Origin of the sequence: Endozoicomonas sp. ALC020 (genome assembly GCF_049275935.1) — a bacterium.
In the GTDB taxonomy this organism is placed as follows: domain Bacteria; phylum Pseudomonadota; class Gammaproteobacteria; order Pseudomonadales; family Endozoicomonadaceae; genus Endozoicomonas_A.
This window is the reverse complement of the sequence record NZ_CP184830.1, coordinates 5,459,805-5,479,755: the sequence shown is the minus strand read 5'-3', so window position 1 is coordinate 5,479,755 and position 19,951 is coordinate 5,459,805. Positions and strand designations below refer to the sequence as shown.

At 48.0% G+C, this 19,951-nt stretch carries 15 protein-coding genes; 7 read left to right on the top strand and 8 right to left on the bottom strand.

The window, feature by feature from the left end; translation table 11 throughout:
• The first annotated feature begins 15 nt into the window (after positions 1–15).
• Together ACOJUO_RS20025 and infA are read left to right on the top strand one after the other, a co-directional pair.
• Entirely contained in the window at positions 16–726 is a 711-nt protein-coding gene (locus ACOJUO_RS20025) for an arginyltransferase (RefSeq protein WP_422133691.1), read from the top strand.
• A gap of 240 nt (positions 727–966) precedes the next feature.
• Positions 967–1,185 (top strand): translation initiation factor IF-1, encoded by a 219-nt coding sequence (gene infA / locus ACOJUO_RS20020; RefSeq protein WP_252180026.1) that lies wholly within the window; start codon positions 967–969, stop codon positions 1,183–1,185.
• Positions 1,186–1,223: 38 nt separating this feature from the next.
• On the opposite strand, the gene clpA is transcribed toward infA, so the two are convergent.
• From clpA to ACOJUO_RS20005, 3 genes are all read right to left on the bottom strand, one after another.
• On the bottom strand, positions 1,224–3,524 hold the full coding sequence (gene clpA / locus ACOJUO_RS20015) for an ATP-dependent Clp protease ATP-binding subunit ClpA (RefSeq protein WP_422133690.1): 2,301 nt from the start codon (positions 3,522–3,524) through the stop codon (positions 1,224–1,226).
• A 20-nt stretch (positions 3,525–3,544) separates the two neighbouring features.
• Positions 3,545–3,928: an ATP-dependent Clp protease adapter ClpS gene (gene clpS / locus ACOJUO_RS20010; RefSeq protein WP_422133689.1), complete on the bottom strand. Its 384-nt coding sequence runs from the start codon at positions 3,926–3,928 to the stop codon at positions 3,545–3,547.
• Between the two features lie 306 nt (positions 3,929–4,234).
• Positions 4,235–6,466, bottom strand: coding sequence for an NADP-dependent isocitrate dehydrogenase (locus ACOJUO_RS20005; protein ID WP_422133688.1), 2,232 nt, complete (start codon positions 6,464–6,466; stop codon positions 4,235–4,237).
• 256 nt (positions 6,467–6,722) lie between these two features.
• On the opposite strand from ACOJUO_RS20005, the gene mnmA reads away from it, so the two are divergent.
• The 3 genes from mnmA to purB all read left to right on the top strand — a co-directional run bounded on the left by mnmA (position 6,723) and on the right by purB (position 10,018).
• Positions 6,723–7,871, top strand: coding sequence for a tRNA 2-thiouridine(34) synthase MnmA (mnmA, locus tag ACOJUO_RS20000; protein ID WP_422133687.1), 1,149 nt, complete (start codon positions 6,723–6,725; stop codon positions 7,869–7,871).
• Positions 7,872–7,958: 87 nt separating this feature from the next.
• On the top strand, positions 7,959–8,570 hold the full coding sequence (gene hflD, locus ACOJUO_RS19995; RefSeq protein WP_422133686.1) for a high frequency lysogenization protein HflD: 612 nt from the start codon (positions 7,959–7,961) through the stop codon (positions 8,568–8,570).
• A 77-nt stretch (positions 8,571–8,647) separates the two neighbouring features.
• Positions 8,648–10,018, top strand: coding sequence for an adenylosuccinate lyase (gene purB, locus ACOJUO_RS19990; RefSeq protein WP_422137106.1), 1,371 nt, complete (start codon positions 8,648–8,650; stop codon positions 10,016–10,018).
• 82 nt (positions 10,019–10,100) lie between these two features.
• On the opposite strand, the gene ACOJUO_RS19985 is transcribed toward purB, so the two are convergent.
• The 3 genes from ACOJUO_RS19985 to ACOJUO_RS19975 form a co-directional block, all read right to left on the bottom strand.
• Entirely contained in the window at positions 10,101–12,275 is a 2,175-nt protein-coding gene (locus ACOJUO_RS19985; protein ID WP_422137922.1) for a malate synthase G, read from the bottom strand.
• 514 nt (positions 12,276–12,789) lie between these two features.
• The gene (locus ACOJUO_RS19980; RefSeq protein WP_422137921.1) at positions 12,790–12,921 is read right to left on the bottom strand and encodes a hypothetical protein; all 132 of its coding nucleotides are present in this window, start codon (positions 12,919–12,921) and stop codon (positions 12,790–12,792) included.
• A gap of 163 nt (positions 12,922–13,084) precedes the next feature.
• The gene (locus tag ACOJUO_RS19975; RefSeq protein ID WP_422133683.1) at positions 13,085–14,041 is read right to left on the bottom strand and encodes a LysR family transcriptional regulator; all 957 of its coding nucleotides are present in this window, start codon (positions 14,039–14,041) and stop codon (positions 13,085–13,087) included.
• Between the two features lie 386 nt (positions 14,042–14,427).
• Here ACOJUO_RS19975 and aceA point away from each other — a divergent pair, with 386 nt between their 5' ends.
• Complete coding sequence (gene aceA, locus ACOJUO_RS19970; protein ID WP_422133682.1) at positions 14,428–15,699, top strand: isocitrate lyase; 1,272 nt, start codon at positions 14,428–14,430, stop codon at positions 15,697–15,699.
• Positions 15,700–15,879: 180 nt separating this feature from the next.
• Positions 15,880–16,878, top strand: coding sequence for a threonine ammonia-lyase (locus tag ACOJUO_RS19965; protein WP_422133681.1), 999 nt, complete (start codon positions 15,880–15,882; stop codon positions 16,876–16,878).
• A 64-nt stretch (positions 16,879–16,942) separates the two neighbouring features.
• Here ACOJUO_RS19965 and rraA read toward each other — a convergent pair whose 3' ends face one another.
• Together rraA and ppsA are read right to left on the bottom strand one after the other, a co-directional pair.
• The gene (gene rraA / locus ACOJUO_RS19960; RefSeq protein ID WP_422133680.1) at positions 16,943–17,425 is read right to left on the bottom strand and encodes a ribonuclease E activity regulator RraA; all 483 of its coding nucleotides are present in this window, start codon (positions 17,423–17,425) and stop codon (positions 16,943–16,945) included.
• Positions 17,426–17,567: 142 nt separating this feature from the next.
• Positions 17,568–19,937 (bottom strand): phosphoenolpyruvate synthase, encoded by a 2,370-nt coding sequence (ppsA, locus tag ACOJUO_RS19955; RefSeq protein ID WP_422137920.1) that lies wholly within the window; start codon positions 19,935–19,937, stop codon positions 17,568–17,570.
• Between the last annotated feature and the right edge of the window lie 14 nt (positions 19,938–19,951).

The following is a 19,951-nucleotide window of genomic DNA, read 5'->3' as shown; positions in this document are numbered from 1 at the left end:
GGACGGCCGAAGCTGATGAGCGCACTTAAAGATCTTAAATTTTACGCAACCCAGCCACACAACTGCAGCTACCTGGAGGATAAGCAGGCTATAACATTATTTATGGATCCCGACAAAGACTTGGATCCAGCTCTTTATCGGCATTTGGCCGACATTGGATTTCGAAGAAGCGGTCGACACGTATACAGACCTCACTGTCAGGGCTGCAACGCTTGCATTCCGGCCAGAGTGGTTGCCAAGAGTTTCGAACCCAGACGCAAGCACAGAAAGCTATTAAAAAAAAATCGGGATATCCTGGTCACCCGATCCGAAGCTGAATACGATGAAGAAACCTATCAGCTTTACAAAAAATACATCTCCATACAGCATCGCGATGGCGATATGTACCCTCCCTCAATGGAGCAATTCCAATCCTTTTTGGTAGGTTGCCCTGAATTCTGTTGCTACTACAAATTCTGGCTGGACGAAAAACTCGTGGCTGTTGCAGTCACCGACGAGCTGTCAAATGGACTCTCTGCAATTTATACCTTTTATGACCCTGAAGTCAGCAAAACCAGAAGTCTGGGCAGTTACTGCATTCTCTGGCAGATAGAGGAAGCCAAAAAACTGGGGCTCAAGCACCTTCACCTGGGCTATTGGATCAAGGACTGCAAAAAAATGAGTTACAAAATTCAATACCGTCCTCTGGAAGTCTATGTTAACAACCGCTGGGTTACTTTGAGGTAGTCGTCCTGATATATACTGTAACTGATTATTCAGACAGGGTTAATCAGCTACAGCGACATTAACTCCCAGTTAATTCACCGTATTATCTGGTCAATCAGGATTTGATGGGGATCGAAAGTGATGACAGAGAATGTTTTTATATGGATAAAGGCCGGTTCACTTTGCTTTAAAGCTGGTTTTCAGGCAGAATGCCTGCCAGATTTATTCAGCTAACGCTCTATTCCTGAGGTCAAACTTTATATGGCGAAAGAAGAAAGTCTTGAAATGGAAGGCACTGTCATTGACACCCTGCCTAATACTATGTTCCGTGTAGAACTGGAGAACGGTCACGTTGTGACCGCACATATTTCAGGCAAAATGCGTAAAAACTACATCCGCATTCTGACAGGTGATAAAGTCAAAGTTGAACTGACTCCTTATGACCTGACCAAAGGCCGTATCACATACCGTTCCCGCTGACAGGGGCCTCTTGCCCCTGTCCCTCTCCTGGCTTTTTTTCAGCCCTGCTCACCATCCACAACTTCAAGATCCGAAGTCAGGCTTTTGGCAGGTTCGAATTTCAGGAACAGCCCTCCTTTCTTGACCGTCACGCGGACAAAGCCACCACTCTCAGACAGCTTGCCAAAAAGGATCTGTTCCGCCAGGGGCTTCTTGAGATGCTCCTGAATAACACGCCCCATAGGACGAGCCCCCATCATCCGATCATAACCTTTCTCTGCCAGCCACTCTCGTGCCTTATCATCAACGTCAATCTGAACCATTCTCTCATCCAGCTGCGCCTGAAGCTCTGTAAGGAACTTATCGACAACATGCTTGATAGTATCCTCGGTCAATGAGTCAAAGGGAATGATGGAGTCAAGACGGTTCCTGAATTCCGGTGTAAAGGTTTTCTTAATGGCTTCCATACCGTCTGTCGTATGATCCTGCTCAGTGAAACCAATAGAAGTACGCGTCATGCTTTCAGCACCAGCATTGGTCGTCATGATCAGAATAACATTTCTAAAGTCAGCTTTACGACCATTGTTGTCTGTCAGAGTGCCGTGATCCATCACCTGCAAAAGCAGGTTAAATACATCCGGATGCCCTTTCTCAATTTCGTCCAGCAACAAGACACAATGGGGTGTCTTGTTGATCGCTTCTGTCAAAAGTCCTCCCTGGTCATAACCGACATAGCCAGGAGGTGCACCTATCAGCCTGGAAACTGTATGAGCTTCCATGTACTCGGACATGTCAAAACGGACCAGCTCAACCCCCATGGACTTGGCTAACTGACGACAAACTTCCGTTTTGCCGACACCTGTTGGCCCAGAGAACAGGAAAGCACCCACCGGCTTGTCAGGCGCCTTCAAACCAGCACGCGACAATTTAATCGCAGTTGAAAGAGAAACAATGGCTTCGTCCTGGCCGAAGACCACCATTTTGAGATTCCTCTCAAGCTTGGAAAGTAACTCTTTATCAGAAGAAGAAACAGACTTAGGTGGAATCCGGGCAATCTTGGCGACAATACTTTCAACGTCGCCCACCTCAATGATCTTCTTGCGCTCATTCTCTGGTAAAAGACGCTGATAAGCACCAGCCTCATCAATAACGTCAATCGCTTTGTCAGGCATATGACGATCGTTGATATAGCGATTAGCTAACTCTGCTGCAGCTTTCAGGGCATCATCCTTATATTCAATGGTGTGATGCTCTTCAAAGCGACTCTTGAGACCACGAAGAATATCAATGGTATCGTCAACACTCGGTTCACTGATATCCACTTTCTGGAAACGACGAGCCAGGGCACGATCTTTTTCGAAAATACCACGAAACTCTTGAAAGGTCGTTGAACCTATGCAACGAAGATCGCCAGAAGTCAGCAGTGGCTTTAAAAGATTAGAAGCATCCATAACACCACCGGATGCAGCACCGGCACCAATAATAGTGTGAATCTCATCAATGAAGAGAATGGCGTTATCGAGCTTTTTAAGTTCGCTGAGCAACTTTTTGAATCGCTTCTCAAAATCACCACGGTATTTGGTTCCAGCCAGCAACGAACCAAGATCCAGAGAATACACAACCGCTTTGGAGAGTACTTCAGGTACTTCTCCGTCCACTATTCTTTTTGCCAGACCTTCAGCAACGGCTGTTTTCCCAACACCGGCCTCACCCACCAGCAGAGGATTATTCTTACGACGTCGCGTCAATATCTGGGATACCCGCTCAACCTCTTCTGCCCGACCTACCAGTGGATCAATCTTACCTATACGGGCCTGTTCGTTCAGGTTAGTGGCATAATTTTTAAGGGGGTCTTGACCGGCTGCCTCAGAGTCAGTGCTTTCCTCCATAAGCTCTCCACCCAACTCTTCCAACTCATTGCCCGGCATTTTGGAAATTCCGTGAGCGATATAGTTGACGACATCTATGCGGGCAACGTCCTGCTGCTTCAGAAAATAAACGGCCTGACTTTCTTGCTCACTGAAGATTGCAACCAGAACATTAGCACCGGTGACTTCTTTTTTTCCTGAGCTTTGCACATGAAATACAGCGCGTTGCAGAACTCTCTGAAACCCGAGAGTGGGTTGGGTCTCTCGCTCGGTATCGTTGGCAGGTATTAAAGGGGTTGTTGAATCAACAAAATCAATCAGTTCCCTGCGCAGCTTTTCGGTTTCTACACCACAAGCTAGAAGTACTCGGGAAGCGGATTCATTATCAAGCAGTGCCAGAAGCAGATGTTCCACGGTCATGAATTCATGTCGCTTGCTTCTTACATCACGGAAAGCACTGTTAAGAGTCAGTTCGAGGTCTTTATTGAGCATATGATATTACCCTGAGAACACTAATCGGCCTTAATTGTTTTGCACAACAGGGGATGCTGGAATTCTCTGGAGTACTCGTTGACTTGCTGGGCTTTGGTTTCAGCAACATCTTTGCTGAACAATCCACATACAGCCTTGCCTTGCGTATGAACCATCAGCATGATTTGTGTTGCCTGTTCACTACTCATGCTGAAAAACTTCTCCAGGACCTCAACCACAAAATCCATCGGTGTAAAATCATCATTCAAGAGCAGAACCTGATACATAGCGGGCGGTTTGACTCTGGCTTTAGCTGGTGCCAGAGCGATATCATGATCGCCTTCCTGCTCTATCCCTTCATTCTCTAAGCTTAGACGAAGCCACTCAAAGTTACTCATGTATTGATGAACTGCTATCTGCTGCATTGCACTCGCTTCCAGGTGAATTTACAGCTGAATTAACCAGGCTCTGGACTGCCTGTAACCAGGTGTCGATGACGAAAAACGTCAAAAGCACTACACCCTGAATACCATTCTAAACACGCTGAGAGCAAAGAAAAACAATTTACATCACTCGTCACTTCAAAAGCTATTAATTTCATGGATACCATCGACTGACAACCGAAATAAAATAGCAAAAGAATCAGAAAAATAATCATTTGATCTGACAAGCAAGAAAATGACCACAGAACAAGCCTGCAGCCATTCTTGATGGGTAAAAATGCCCGGAAATTAAATCATGCCATCAATTGCCGCATTAAAGGTAGTGCTTGGACGCATAGCTTCAGTGGCTTTAGCTGGAGTGGGCTCATAATAGCCACCCAGATCAACAGCCCCCCCCTGACAATCTGCCAGTTCCGAGACAATCTGACCTTCTTTCTCGACCAGCTCCTTTGCCAGACCGGAAAACTTGCTGCTGAGTTCCTGGTCTACTTGCTGAGCCGCCAGAGCTTCTGCCCAGAACTGAGCCAGATAGAAATGACTACCACGGTTGTCCAGCTCTTTCACCCTTCGGGAAGGAGACTTGTTAGCATCCAGATATTGGCCAATAGCAGCGTTCAATGTGTCAGCCAGAATCTGGGCCCTGGCATTCCCAGTCTTAACGGCAATATCTTCAAGCGATACAGCGATAGCCAGAAATTCACCCAGAGAATCCCAACGTAAATGATTCTCTTTAACAAACTGTTGAACGTGCTTGGGAGCTGAACCACCAGCACCAGTTTCGAACAGACCTCCGCCAGCCAGCAGAGGGACAATAGAGAGCATTTTAGCACTGGTACCCAGCTCCAGAATCGGGAACAGGTCAGTCAGGTAATCACGCAGAACGTTTCCGGTCACGGAAATGGCATCTTTACCTGCCCGAATCGTTTCCATACTCAGACGGCAAGCGTCCACCGGAGAAAGAATACGGATATCCAGACCCTCGGTATTGTGGAACTTCAGGTATTCGTTGACCTTGGCAATCAGGTTGGCATCGTGGGCACGATTTTCGTCCAGCCAGAAAAGAGTCAGAGCCCCTGTTGCCCGGGCACGGTTAACGGCCAGCTTGACCCAATCGCGAATTGGCGCGTCCTTGGTCTGACACATTCTCCAGATGTCACCCTCTTCAACATTGTGCTCAAACACAGTACTGCCAGACTCTTCTACAACACGGATAATGCCGTTTGCAGGAGCCTTGAAGGTTTTGTCATGAGAACCATACTCTTCAGCTTTCTGAGCCATCAGGCCTACGTTGGAAACATTACCCATAGTAGTGACATCGAATGCACCGTTCTCCTTACAAAAATCGATGACTTCCTGATAAACAGCTGCATAGCAACGATCAGGAATCATGGCTTTGGTGTCATGCAGCTTTCCGTCAGGCCCCCACATTTGGCCCGAGGAACGCAAAGCGGCAGGCATAGATGCATCGATAATGACATCGTTCGGTACATGCAGGTTGGTAATACCCTTATCGGAGTCCACCATCGCCAGCTCAGGGCGAGTCTTGTATACGGCCTGAATATCCGCCTTTACTTCATCCTTCTGCTCAGCAGGCAGTTTGGCAATCTTAGCATAAACGTCACCCAGACCATTGTCCGGATCGACGCCCAGATCTGAAAATAGAGAAGCGTGTTTCTCAAACACGTCTTCAAAGAAGACTGTGACAGCATGACCAAACATGATCGGGTCAGAAACCTTCATCATTGTTGCTTTCAGGTGCAGGGAGAGCAGAACATTCTGCTCTTTAGCTTCCTGAGCAGAAGCTTCGTAGAATGCCCTCAAAGCTTTCACATTCATGACAGCGCTATCAATAACTTCACCGGCCAACAAGCTCGTACTCGGTTTTAGCACCGAAACAGATCCATCGCTGCCAACAAACTCGATTCTTACATCCGTAGCCTCGGGCATGACTGCTGACTGCTCACTGGAGTAGAAGTCACCGCTGTGCATATGAGCAACGTGAGATTTGGAATCTGCAGTCCAGACACCCATAGAGTGAGGATGCTTCTTCGCAAACTCTTTTACGGGAGCCGCAACACGGCGATCAGAGTTACCCTCTCGAAGAACCGGGTTTACCGCACTACCAAGCACTTTGGCATAACGAGCCTTGATGACTTCTTCTTCAGGATTCCCGGGTTCTACAGGAAAATCAGGAATGTCATAACCGTGTTCTTGTAGCTCTTTGATCGCATCTGTCAGTTGCGGGATAGAAGCACTGATGTTAGGCAACTTGATGATGTTTGCCTGAGGCGTCTTAGCTAGCATACCCAACTCAGACAGAGCATCACTTTGCTTTTGTGCTGCACTCAACTTCTCAGGGAAATTAGCTATGATTCGACCAGCCAGTGAAATATCCTTGGTTTCAACGGCTACGTCTGCGGCTCGGGTAAAAGCCTTGAGAATAGGGAGCAGTGAATAGGTGGCTAAGGCGGGAGCTTCGTCAGTAATAGTGTAAATAATTCTGGTTGTATCTGTTGTCATGTTATCTCCAAAAAACAACTGGCTGTGGTGCCTCTGCGGAGGGGTTTAAGTGGAGTTTGACGACCACTATTTATCACTTTATTTGCACAGCCCCGTAACGCTTTTGACGTTATCGCCTATAAGATATACCAATGTGCGTAAGGAATAAATGTAGTTTTGCTACACAATCTTCTGTTTGCATATCGAAATACTCTATAGAACTGAATTAGCCAGACAGGTACAATGCCCTGCTTCCCGATTCAGCCATACAGTAACTATGATAGACTCTTGTGCCACTTTTTCTGACGAAAACCCTCAAGACACCCGTGTAATCGTGGGTATGTCCGGAGGTGTTGATTCCTCGGTATCTGCACTTCTGCTCAAACAGCAGGGTTACCAGGTAGAAGGTTTGTTCATGAAAAACTGGGAGGAAGATGATGGCACTGAATACTGCACTGCCATGACCGATCTGGAAGATGCTCAGGCCGTTTGCGACAAAATTGGTATTAAACTCCATAAAGCCAATTTTGCTGCTGAATACTGGGATAATGTCTTTGAGCATTTCTTGCAGGAATACAAGGCCGGACGCACCCCCAACCCCGACATTCTCTGCAATAAGGAAATCAAGTTCAAGGCTTTTCTGGATTATGCCCTGACACTGGAAGCTGACTGTATCGCCATGGGCCACTACGCCCGCAGAGACAACATTAATGACCGGGCTTGCCTCAAAAAGGGTCTTGACCCCAATAAAGACCAGAGCTACTTCCTGCATCAGGTCGGAACCGAACAACTGGCCAGAACTTTGTTCCCAGTGGGTGAAATAGCAAAGCCCGGAGTTCGGCGCATAGCAGAAGAACACGATTTGATCACCCACAACAAGAAAGACAGCACAGGTATCTGCTTTATTGGTGAGCGCCGTTTTCGTGATTTCCTGAAGCAGTATCTTCCGGCCCAGCCTGGCGACATTGCGACCGATCAGGGCACAGTTATTGGCGAGCATTCAGGCTTGATGTACCATACCATCGGCCAAAGGCAGGGTCTTGGTATTGGTGGACTGAAAGGCGCTTCAGAATCGCCCTGGTATGTTGTTGAGAAAGATCTTGAGAACAATCAACTGATCGTTGCTCAGGGCAATAGTCACCCCTTGCTGTTCTCTGAAGCCCTGACCGCTTCTGAAATATTCTGGATCTCCGGCTCAGCGCCGGAAATGCCAGCCAGCCTGACCGCCAAGATCCGCTATCGACAACAGGATCAGGCCTGCCGCCTTGAGCGAACACCAGACGGGAGATATCTTGTGGTTTTTGACGAACCTCAGAGGGCGGCCACTCCGGGGCAGTCTGTTGTTTTCTACCAGAATGATATTTGTCTGGGCGGTGGAGTTATTGAAACCAGACATCACTCTCTGAGTGAGGCTCAGATTCAATAAGACATCAATCAGTTCGCTCAACTCTCCACAACCGGGAGCAGACAACCTTCCGAAAAGAGAAAGCATAAGTAAGGTAGATAAACTCAGGTGCAATACACAGCAAAGGAACAGGCAGCTGCCCTCTCAGCGATTTTTCAGGCTGCTGGCCTTGTAGAACGTCTGGCCAAGAGCGGGCAAATCAGTGAAGGGCCACTCGAACCACTGATTGGCAGCCTGTTTGTCATCTCTCCTGATCGCGTTGAGGATGTCTTCAATGGTTACGACAGCCTGCTCACTGGCAGAAAAATACTGAAAGATGTCCTGCAACGTCAGGCCGACGCGATCCAGGCCGACACCGTTCGTTATGCCCTGACCCTGATACATCTGGAACGCAAACTTTCCCGAAATCGTGACATGCTGAATGAGATCTCCCAGCGCCTGCAACGCTGCAGGGAACAGGCCGACCACTTTGGCATCCTCCATGAAAATGTTATTGCCAGCCTTGCCGGTATTTACCTCGACACCATCAGCACCTTTAAGACAAGAGTGCAAGTTTCAGGCGACCTCCAACATCTTCAGAATCAGGGCAATGCTGACAAGATACGCGCCATTTTGTTTGCCGGGATACGGGCTGCCATTCTCTGGCGCCAGACAGGTGGCAGCCGCTGGCAGTTATTACTTAGCCGAAAAAAGTTATTGAACGGCTTGAATCAGCTTTAAACCAAATCATCCACCCTGCATCCAAAGCCTTTTTCCGGTATGATGCGCCCTTTCTATGAGCATAAGGCATGTTAAACATGGAGCTGTCTGCACTGACTGCTGTTTCCCCCGTCGACGGTCGCTATGGGGACAAGACCCAAAGCCTGAGAAGCATTTTCAGTGAGTATGGTCTGATCCGCTTTCGAGTGACCGTTGAAGTTAAATGGTTACAGGCACTGGCCAGCCACCCCGAAATCATCGAAGTTCCTGAACTATCCAAGGGTGCTAACGTCCTCTTAGACCGGCTGGTCGACAACTTTTCCCTTGAGGATGCCCAGCGCGTCAAGGAAATTGAGCGCACCACGAACCATGATGTCAAGGCCGTTGAGTACTTGATCAAGGAAAAAATACAGGATAACGGTGAGCTGGCTACTATCAGTGAGTTTGTTCACTTTGCCTGTACTTCCGAGGACATTAACAACCTGTCTCACGGGCTGATGTTGAAGACTGGCATTGAACAGGCGGTACTTCCGCCCATGCATCAGATCATCAAGGAAATCGAAAGTCTTGCTCATCAGCACAGCGATCAGTCAATGCTGTCCCGTACTCACGGACAAACAGCCTCCCCTACCACGCTGGGCAAAGAGATGGCAAACGTTGCTTACCGTCTGCGCCGTCAGGTTCAGCAAATCAACCGAATTACTCCACTAGGCAAAATCAACGGTGCCGTTGGTAACTACAATGCTCACCTGTCCGCTTACCCTGAAATTGACTGGCAGCAACATGCTGAAAAGTTTGTCACCAGTCTGGGTCTGGAATGGAACCCCTACACCACCCAGATTGAACCTCACGACTACATCGCTGAACTATTTGATGCCATTTGCCGTTTCAACACTGTCTTGATCGATTTTGATCGTGATATTTGGGGCTATATCTCCCAGGGATACTTTAAACAGAAAACTGTGGCCGGCGAAGTAGGCTCTTCCACCATGCCTCACAAAGTTAATCCGATTGACTTTGAAAACTCCGAAGGCAACCTCGGTATTGCTAATGCCGTTATGCAGCATCTGGCTATGAAATTGCCTGTTTCCCGATGGCAGCGCGACCTGACAGACTCAACCGTTCTGCGCAACCTGGGAGCGGGTCTGGGTTACAGCCTGATTGCTTATGCATCGACTCTGAAAGGTATCAGCAAGCTACAGATCAATGCCGAACGCCTGAATGAAGACCTGGATAATGCCTGGGAAGTTCTGGCGGAGCCCATCCAGACAGTTATGCGCCGATACGGTATTGAGCAGCCTTACGAAAAGCTCAAGGCTCTGACTCGTGGTCAGGAAGGCATCACCCAGGCGACTCTGGAGGCCTTTATTGACAACCTGAACATGCCTGCCGGGGTAAAAGCTGAACTTAAGAAGCTGACACCCGCGAATTATGTGGGCAACGCCGCTTCTCAAGCTAGAGCGATCTAACCTGACGATAGCGAAGCGAGCAAATCGCTTCAAGACAACAAAGCCCTCAATTGAGGGCTTTATTCATTACCATTCAGTTATTTCATTTTGCAGTGGCTTTAAATTCACGCCTTCTTGCATGCAGTACCGGTTCGGTATATCCATTAGGCTGCTGACAACCTTTCAGAACCAGCTCGCACGCTGCTTTAAAAGCAACACTGGCATCATAATCGGGAGCCATAGGTCGGTATTCAGGATCCCCGGCATTCTGCTCATCAACCACCTTTGCCATACGCTTCATGGCATCCATCACCTGCTCCTCAGAACAGACACCATGCCTCATCCAGTTGGCCATATGCTGACTGGAGATACGCAGCGTTGCGCGATCCTCCATCAAGCCAACATTGTGGATGTCAGGAACTTTTGAACAACCCACACCTTGATCCACCCATCGAACAACATAACCGAGAATACCTTGAGCATTGTTGTCCAGCTCTTGCTGAATCACATCTTCAGTCAGAGAAGCCCTGTCGTGCAGCAAAGGAATAGTCAGAAGATCATCCAGACTCGCTCTTTGACGCTCAGCTATAGATTCCTGAACTTCAAGAACATTTACGGAATGATAATGAGTAGAGTGCAGTGTCGCGGCATTAGGTGAAGGCACCCAGGCGGTATTCGCTCCTGACTGGGGATGCCCGATTTTAGTCGCCAGCATCTTGGCCATCTCATCCGGCATAGCCCACATACCTTTACCAATCTGAGCACGACCGGCCAAACCACAGTCAAGTCCTACCTCAACATTCTGGTCCTCGTAAGCATTGATCCAGGCGGACTGTTTCATTTCGCCTTTTGGAATCATCGGACCAGCTTCGATGCTGGTGTGTATTTCATCTCCAGTACGATCAAGGAAACCTGTATTAATGAAGACAACGCGATCTCTGGCCGCCCGGATACAGGCTTTGAGATTGACAGAAGTACGACGCTCTTCGTCCATTATGCCAACCTTCAGGGTATTTTTCTCAAGACCCAGAACATCTTCAATCTTGCCAAACAGCTTATTAGTAAAGTCTACCTCTTCTGGCCCGTGCATTTTTGGCTTAACAATATAAACACTGCCGGTACGGGAGTTTCTCATGCCGTCCTGTTTTTTCAGGTCATGCATGGCAATCAGCGAAGTAAACATTCCATCCATAATGCCTTCTGGAATTTCATTTCCCTGACGATCCAGAATGGCATCAGTAGTCATCAGATGCCCGACATTTCGAACAAACATCAGACTCCGGCCATGCAGAGAAAACGCTTCACCTGCGGGGGATGTATAGTTACGATCAGCAACCAGCTGACGGGTTAAGGTTTTATCACCTTTAATGAATGTGTCCTGCAGGTCTGCCTTCATTAATCCGAGCCAGTTTCGATAAACCAACGCTTTATCTTCAGCGTCGACGGCAGCCACAGAATCTTCACAGTCCATAATAGTTGTCAGAGCTGCCTCTACCACCAGATCCTTCACTCCGGCCGCATCAGCCTTTCCTATAGGAGATTGACGGTCAATTTGAATCTCAATATGAAGGCCATTATTTTTGATCAGAACACTGTCAGGCGCTTTTTCACTGCCTGTATACCCAACAAACTTTTCAGGTTGGGCCAGCGCCGTGACGCTGCCGTCTTCCAAAGAGAGAGCCAATTCTCCTTCCTTGATAGCATAACCAGCCACCCTGGAATGACTTCCTTTAGCCAGAGGCGCCGCCTGATTAAGCAATGCCTTACCAAAAGCGATGACTTTCTGTCCACGCACAGGGTTATAGCCCTTACCACGCTCAGCACCATCACTTTCAGGAATAGCGTCAGTACCATACAAAGCATCATAAAGACTTCCCCAACGAGCGTTCGCTGCGTTAAGGGCAAAACGGGCATTCATCACTGGTACAACCAGCTGAGGTCCCGCCTGGGAGGAAATTTCTGTATCAACATTTTCCGTCGTAATCTTAAAGCCTTCGCCCTCAGATTGCAGGTAACCGATTTCCAACAGAAACTGTTTATAGGCAGAAGGATCATGAGGCTGCTGTTTATGCTCTTTATGCCACTGATCAATTTGATTTTGCAGAGCCTCCCGCCTCTGCAACAGAGACCTGTTCTCAAGGACGCACTCATCCAGAACACCCTCAAAACCTGACCAGAAGACCTCTGGAGTCACTCCAGTGCCCTCAATAGCTTCAACCAAGAGATTGTGGATAGGGGCTGCTATCTGCAAACCTCCGATCTGAATACGATCAGCCATATGCCTTCCTTCTACACGCTTTTATCTTCAATTCGCGTAAGACCACCACCGAACCAGGTGGAGATGTAAGCGGGGCTTGCGAAGAGCAAGCCTGTGAACTATTTTTTCTGCTTCTGTCAGACCTGCCGTGGGGCTCACGGGATGTTAAGTCTGCAGAGTTGGTTTGAGACCCTGGAAGCAAACTTGATTAGCCCAATAAAAGCTCCCTCTGGGAGAGTTTTACGCAGTAACCAAGACTACACCCTGAGCAGCGAACCATGTAACAGAAACCTGTCAGGTGACCAACAGGGAACCCTCACCGAAATAAGGTGGGGGACAATGCCAATGTTGAGATGGACCGCCTGATTTTCACCAAAAAATCCGACAGCTCAAGTCTGGCACTATTCTGTTTGAACCGACAGGTGATGACCAATTCAACTCAGTTATATATGATATTTTTTCAATAAATAGCAATTATTAACAAAGCTTATGCACAGAAAAGCCGCACAACGGCGGCTTTTCTGGATTCTGAAACTCAATCGTCCGGATGTGATTCCTGCTTTTGCTCAGCGATGATCAGGTAGTAACTTTCTGATATATTTTCAATACATTCATCAGCCACAGGGTAAAGCGTGTGCTCTGTGCTCAGTTGTGTTAACCAGTTCATTTTATCTTACCTTCCGGTGGGTCTCGTTTGGGTATTATCAGGACTTCGACAGGCAAAGCACTTAGCTACCTGCCATCGCTCAAAGGCAATCAGAGATTAACACTAGTTAACACAACTTTCTAGATAGATAGACCACTTATTTCACATAAATTATCATTTGTTATCAAACAGGGTCGTCACCCGGCTTGGTTTGTTGTGTAGTAGCTTTGATGACCTGCCGTAGCCAGTTATGCCCGGCGTCGTGATGCAACAACGGACTCCATGCCATACGAAGCTGGATTGGGGGGATCTCAAACGGCGGCGGCAAAACCACCAGCTCATCTTCATGGCGGTGCAATTCAGCCAACTTACTGGGCAGAGTCGCAATAAGGTCATTTTGGGATGAGAGCAGCATGGCTACCTGGTAATGTCTCGTCAGGACCCTGATGTCACGTTTGTGACCAATAGCCGACAACGCCTCATCAACCCATCCGAGTTGCTGAACATCTTTTGGGTCAATACCCACCCCGACACCCATACCTGTCTTACTTGCCCATATATGCTGCGCGGAAAGATAACTATCAAGGGTGAAATTACCAATAACCGGATTGTCGCGACTCAGGACACAGGAAAAAGAGTCCTCCCAGATCAATGACTGGTGAAAAGATTGCGGCATATGACTGAAACGGTTAATGGCCATATCAACACGACCATGCTCCACATCATGAAAGGTCACATCGCTGGGCGTGAGAATATCGAGAGTAATCCCCGGAGCCTCAGCTCTGAGCTTTTTCAGCACCATGGGAATGACAGTGGATTCTGAATAATCACTGGCCATAACACGAAACACCCTGGAACTCTCTCCAGGATTAAAGGCATCCCTGGGCAGAAGAGCCTGCTCCAAAAGTTTCAAAGCGTCTGCAATCTGGGGTTTCAGGGCAAGAGCCCTCTCTGTTGGAGACATGCCTTCACTGGTTCTTACCAGCAGAGGGTCATTAAACAAACTCCTGAGTCTTTTCAACCCGTTACTCATCGCTGGCTGGGTTATGCCCAGTTGCTCAGCCGCTTTAGTGACACTTCTTTCACGCAGAAGCACATCCAGATACACTAGCAGGTTCAGATCAACACGAGCCAAGTTCATATTTTTTGTTTACATCCTGAAGCGGTTCGCCAGATGGCCAAGAATAGTTATCCCCCTGCTGCAAAGTCAAACAATCCTCTGATCCTGAAAAACGCCCCATTTATTGCTATAAGCAGCAGCAAGCTCTTTGAATGACACTTCAGGACACCTGAATCCAGAGAATACTGCTTTAAAGCTTCCGGAAGTCTTGTGACATTAACTTTCCGGTTATAAAGAAGAGTTTTTCAGTAAAAGAGCCAACTATGTAGTGGCAAGGGAAGGATATTGTGACATTTTTGATGAGAATATTCACTATAACCATAATAAATTATCAAGTTTGTTATCTTTTGTTATAGATTGAAATTGCCTTGACAAACAACCGTTTGATTTTCAGGAGAGGCGATACAATGTCAACTTATAATCGCGCTGAAGAGATTGCCCGTATCGAACAGGACTGGTCAGAAAATCCTCGTTGGGCCAATGTAAAACGCACCTACAAAGCTGAGGATGTCGTCCGTCTGCGCGGTTCCATTAAGGTAGAAAATACCTTTGCACAAATGGGAGCAGAGAAACTCTGGACTCTACTCTATGAAAACAAGTCACGCAAGGGTTACGTAAACAGTCTGGGGTCTCTGACAGGGGGTCAGGCACTGCAGCAAGTTAAAGCGGGACTGGAAGCCGTTTACCTGTCTGGCTGGCAGGTGGCTGCCGACAATAATTCGGCCAGCTCCATGTACCCCGATCAATCTCTCTATCCGGTAGATTCGGTACCGGCGTTAATCGAAAGAATGAACAACAGCTTCATGAGAGCAGATCAGATCCAATGGAAAAATGGTATCGAACCAGGCGATACAGGATACAGAGATATGTTCGCTCCCATCATTGCCGATGGTGAAGATGGCTTTGGTGGAGTCCGTAACACTTACGAGCTGATGAAAAGCATGATCGAAGCTGGCGCTGCGGGTGTTCACTTTGAAGACCAGCTGGCTTCTGTCAAAAAGTGCGGACACATGGGAGGAAAAGTTCTTGTTCCTACCCAGGAAGCTGTTGACAAACTGATTTCTGCTCGACTGGCCGCAGATGTCGCTGGAGTTCCGACTTTGCTTATGGCAAGAACCGATGCCAGCACAGCTGATCTGATCACCTCTGATATCGATGACTATGATCAGCCTTTCCTGACCGGCGAGAGAACCAAAGAAGGCTTCTATCGCACCCGCAAGGGTATTGAACAGGCGATTGCCCGGGGACTGGCTTACGCACCTTTTGCCGACCTGCTCTGGTATGAATCAGAGACACCGGATCTGGACGAAGCAAGAACCTTTGCCCAGGCTATTCGTTCCGAATACCCGAATCAACTACTGGCTTATAACTGCTCTTCATCCTTTAACTGGAAAAAGAACATGGACGATAAAACCATTGCCCGCTTCCAGGATGAACTAAGTGAGATGGGTTACAAATTCCAGTTCATCACACTGGCAGGGATCCACAGTATGTGGCACAACATGTTTGATCTGGCTTATCACTACGGTAAGGGAGAGGGCATGAAACATTACGCAGAAATGGTTCAGCAACCCGAGCAGGCTGCATTTGAACGAGGCTACACCTTTTCATGCCCTCAGAAAGAAGTTGGGACAGGATACTTTGACCACATCACACACGTGATCCAGAAGAACCGATAGTGCCTTAATTGATTGTGGGAAATTTTGGAGCTTTCTGACAAATTTTAGTACCTGTAACAGCTCTTCATCTTCAACGGATGAAGAGCTGTTTCTTATTGCACGCCATTTTCCATACCGATAGGAACTCCCTCCCCCTTCATTGTGTCTATTCTGTACTGAGTTGTACAAAATGGAACCCCTATGCCGACCTCTATGCCTATCCCTGACTTAAAAACCCTGAAGGAAATCTATCAAAGCCTGCAGAGCTACACTCGAAAGACACCTATGATTCCCAGTGAAGAACTGGGAGCCAGGGTCCAAGGCAAAGTATTTGTGAAAGCTGAGTCTCTGCAAAAAACCGGCGCGTTTAAATTCAGGGGAGCCCTCTACAGACTACTAAAACTCACTAAACACGAGAAATCACGAGGCGTTATTGCTTATTCTTCTGGCAACTTTGCCAGAGGACTGGCTGCAGCAGGCGAGATATTGGGCATTGATGTTCACCTTGTTATGCCCGCTGATGCCCCGAAGAACAAGATAGAAAGTGCCCGCGCCCATGGTGCAGACGTTAAACTCTGTTACCAATCCGAACCATCCAGAGAGGAGGCAGCCGCCGCAGAGGCCGTTAGACTTTCCCGGCAGCATGACTACTCTCTGCTTCACCCTTTTGATGATGCTACTCTGATTCAGGGTCAGTCAGCTGTCGCCATGGAAGCTTCCGAACAACTTGAACAGATGGGAGAGACCTGCCATTTCCTGTTATGCCCGACCGGTGGCGGTAGCCTGGCCGCCGGTTCGAGCATGGTTTTTAATACTGTGAACTACCCTGATACCCAAGTGCTGGCTATTGAACCCTCCGGGTACGAAGGAATGACTTTGTCGATTGAAGAGGGGCAGCGCGCCAGAGCAGATGGCAAACTATTCAGCTCCTGTGATGCCCTTCAAGCTTTAAGCCCGGGGGAAAAGAATCTCTCAATCATACAGAATTCAAAGGTCGCCGGCCTGGCCGTTGATGAAGAGTTTGTTCACGAAGGCATCCGATTTGCGGCTTCCAAACTGAAGCTAATCCTCGAGCCCAGTGGCGCTATTGGACTCGGGGCACTATTGCAGCACTCAGAAAAGTTCAGGGGAAAAACAACTGTAATCATCGCTTCAGGCGGAAACATTGATATTGAAAAATACGCCATGATCATTCATTGATGACCCAATCATCCTTTCGTGTGATCTAACAGCAGGCTTTTTTCAACCCTCCTTCAAGATTGCGTCATATCAACTGCTCTCGGGAGAAAAGAATTCCATTATTATCGGCGTAAACATAGCCCTCAGGTACAAAATCAACACCGTGAAAAGAGACGACCAGATTGCTTTCACCCACGCCTTTTTTATCTGTCTTCATGGGATGACAGCCCAGCGCCTGAACACCCAGCGGTAAATCGGCAATAATATCGACATCCCTGATGCAGCCATAAATAATAATGCCTGCCCAACCGTTTTCAACGGCACGCTCTGCCAGCATATCGCCCAACATGGCCTTGCGCATGGAACCACCGCCATCAACCACTAACACTCTGCCTTCTCCCGGCTGCCCTACCCACTCACGAACCAGAGAATTATCTTCAAAACACTTCAAGGTCACGACCTGTCCATGAAAAGCATTAACGCCACCAAAGTTTCTGAAACCCGGTTCAACAACGGAGATCTTTTCAGGAAAATCATCACAAAGATCCGGGGTAGTAAACTGAGTCATTCTTTTTTCCTTCTTTTATGAACAAGGTTTGCCGACAAAAAGTGTACAGGAATCAATGAAGTGAAGAAGACAAAGGAAGTGAATAGTGAATATAAAGAGAAATGATGAAGCCCGCATTACGGGCTTCATTTATGGCTCATCGCTATTGAGACTCATTGTCAGCAAGGTACAGCCAGGTTTCCAGCACAGAATCCGGATTAAGAGATACAGTCTCTATACCCTCTTCCATCAACCATTTGGCGAAGTCAGGATGGTCACTCGGACCCTGTCCACAGATACCCACATACTTACCCTGCCTTCTACAAGCCTGAATAGCCATCGACAATAACTGCTTGATAGCAGGATTACGCTCATCAAAAAGATGGGCTATCAGGCCAGAATCCCTATCCAGACCCAATGTCAGCTGAGTCATATCATTAGAGCCAATGGAGAAACCATCAAAGTATTGCAGGAAGTCATCGGCCATCAACGCATTAGAAGGCAACTCGCACATCATGATGACTCGAAGACCGTTTTCACCTCGCTTCAGGCCAAACTTCTCCATGATGGAAACGACCTGACCCGCTTCTTCCGGGGTTCTGACAAAAGGTACCATCAGCTCAACATTGGTCAGCCCCATTTCATCACGCACCCGCTTCATAGCCCGGCATTCGAGTTCGAAACAATCCTGAAAATCTTCAGAAATATAGCGTGATGCCCCCCGGAAACCCAACATTGGGTTCTCTTCATTGGGCTCATAGAGGTGACCACCCACCAGATTGAAGTACTCATTAGACTTGAAGTCAGACAGACGAACAATGACCTTTTCCGGTGCAAAGGCGGCCGCAATGGTGGAGACTCCCTCAACCAGTTTTTCAACATAAAAGTCTACCGGACTGCTGTAGCCTGATATGCGCTCACCTACCTGTCGCTTCACATCCACAGGCAGCTTGTCAAAATTCAGCAGGGCTTTCGGATGCACACCAATCATTTTGTTGATGATGAATTCAAGTCTTGCCAGACCTACACCTTTGTTGGGTGTACGAGAGAAACTGAAAGCACGATCCGGATTACCTACGTTCATCATCAGCTTGAAAGGCAACTCCGGCATGACATCCAGATCACGAACCTTGTGCTCGAAGTTTAAAAGGCCCTCGTATATAAAACCGGTATCCCCTTCTGCACAAGAAACGGTTACAGGAGTACCTTCCCTGAGCCTGAAGGTCGCATCGCCACAACCCACAACCGCAGGAATACCCAACTCACGAGCAATAATGGCTGCATGACAGGTTCTGCCACCCCGGTTAGTCACGATGGCAGAAGCCCGCTTCATAACTGGTTCCCAATCAGGATCAGTCATATCAGTGACCAGAACATCGCCTTCCTGAACCTTGTCCATCTCATCAATATCTTCGATCAGGCGAACTCTACCCTGACCGATTTTCTGGCCAATACTGCGACCTTCAGCCAGCAATTCGCCCTTCTCTTTAAGGATGAAGCTTTCCAGCTTTCTGCCACTGCTCTGGCTTTGTACAGTTTCAGGACGAGCCTGAACAATGTAGAGCTGCTGATCATCACCATCTTTAGCCCATTCAACATCCATTGGACAACCGTAATGCGCTTCAATAGCCATGGCCTGACGGCACAACTCAGTGACATCCTCATCGTTGATTGAAAACTGCCCTCTGGCATCCAGATCCACATCTACCGTTTCTACCGAACGACCTGCCGAACCGCTGTGACCATAGATCATCTTGATCGCCTTGCTGCCCAGAGTACGTCTCAGAATACCGGGACGTCCAGCTTTGACAGCAGGCTTATAGACGTAAAATTCATCCGGATTAACAGCACCCTGAACAACTGTCTCACCCAAACCGTAAGAAGCCGTAATAAACACGGCCTGATCAAAACCGGACTCTGTATCCAGAGAGAACAGAACCCCGGAAGAACCGGTCTCGCTGCGCACCATTCTCTGAATACCGGCAGACAGTGCTACATTCCTGTGATCAAAGCCCTGATGAACACGGTAAGCAATAGCACGATCGTTAAAGAGCGAGGCAAACACTTCGCGAACAGCAATCAGCACGTTTTTTGCACCGCGAATATTCAGAAAAGTCTCTTGTTGACCTGCAAAAGAGGCATCGGGAAGATCTTCCGCAGTCGCTGACGAGCGGACCGCTACTGGCAGGTCATCACTCCCGGAAAGAGACTGGTAAGCTTTAATAATGGACTCTTCCAGTTCCGGCCTGAAAGGTTCCTCCATAATCCAGCGACGGATTTTAGCGCCAGCAGTGGTCAGCGCCCGTATATCATTGATGTCCAGGTCATCCAACAGGCTATGAATTCTTTGATAAAGTCCGTTGCCATCGAGAAAGTCCCGATAAGCCTCGGCCGTTGTTGCAAAACCACCCGGGACTTTTACCCCGGCCTTGCTTAAGCCACTGATCATCTCGCCTAAAGAGGCGTTCTTGCCGCCGACTTTTTCGACGTCTCCCATGCCCAGAGTCTCCAGGCCTACTACAAAATTATTCAAAGCAGCATTCCCCG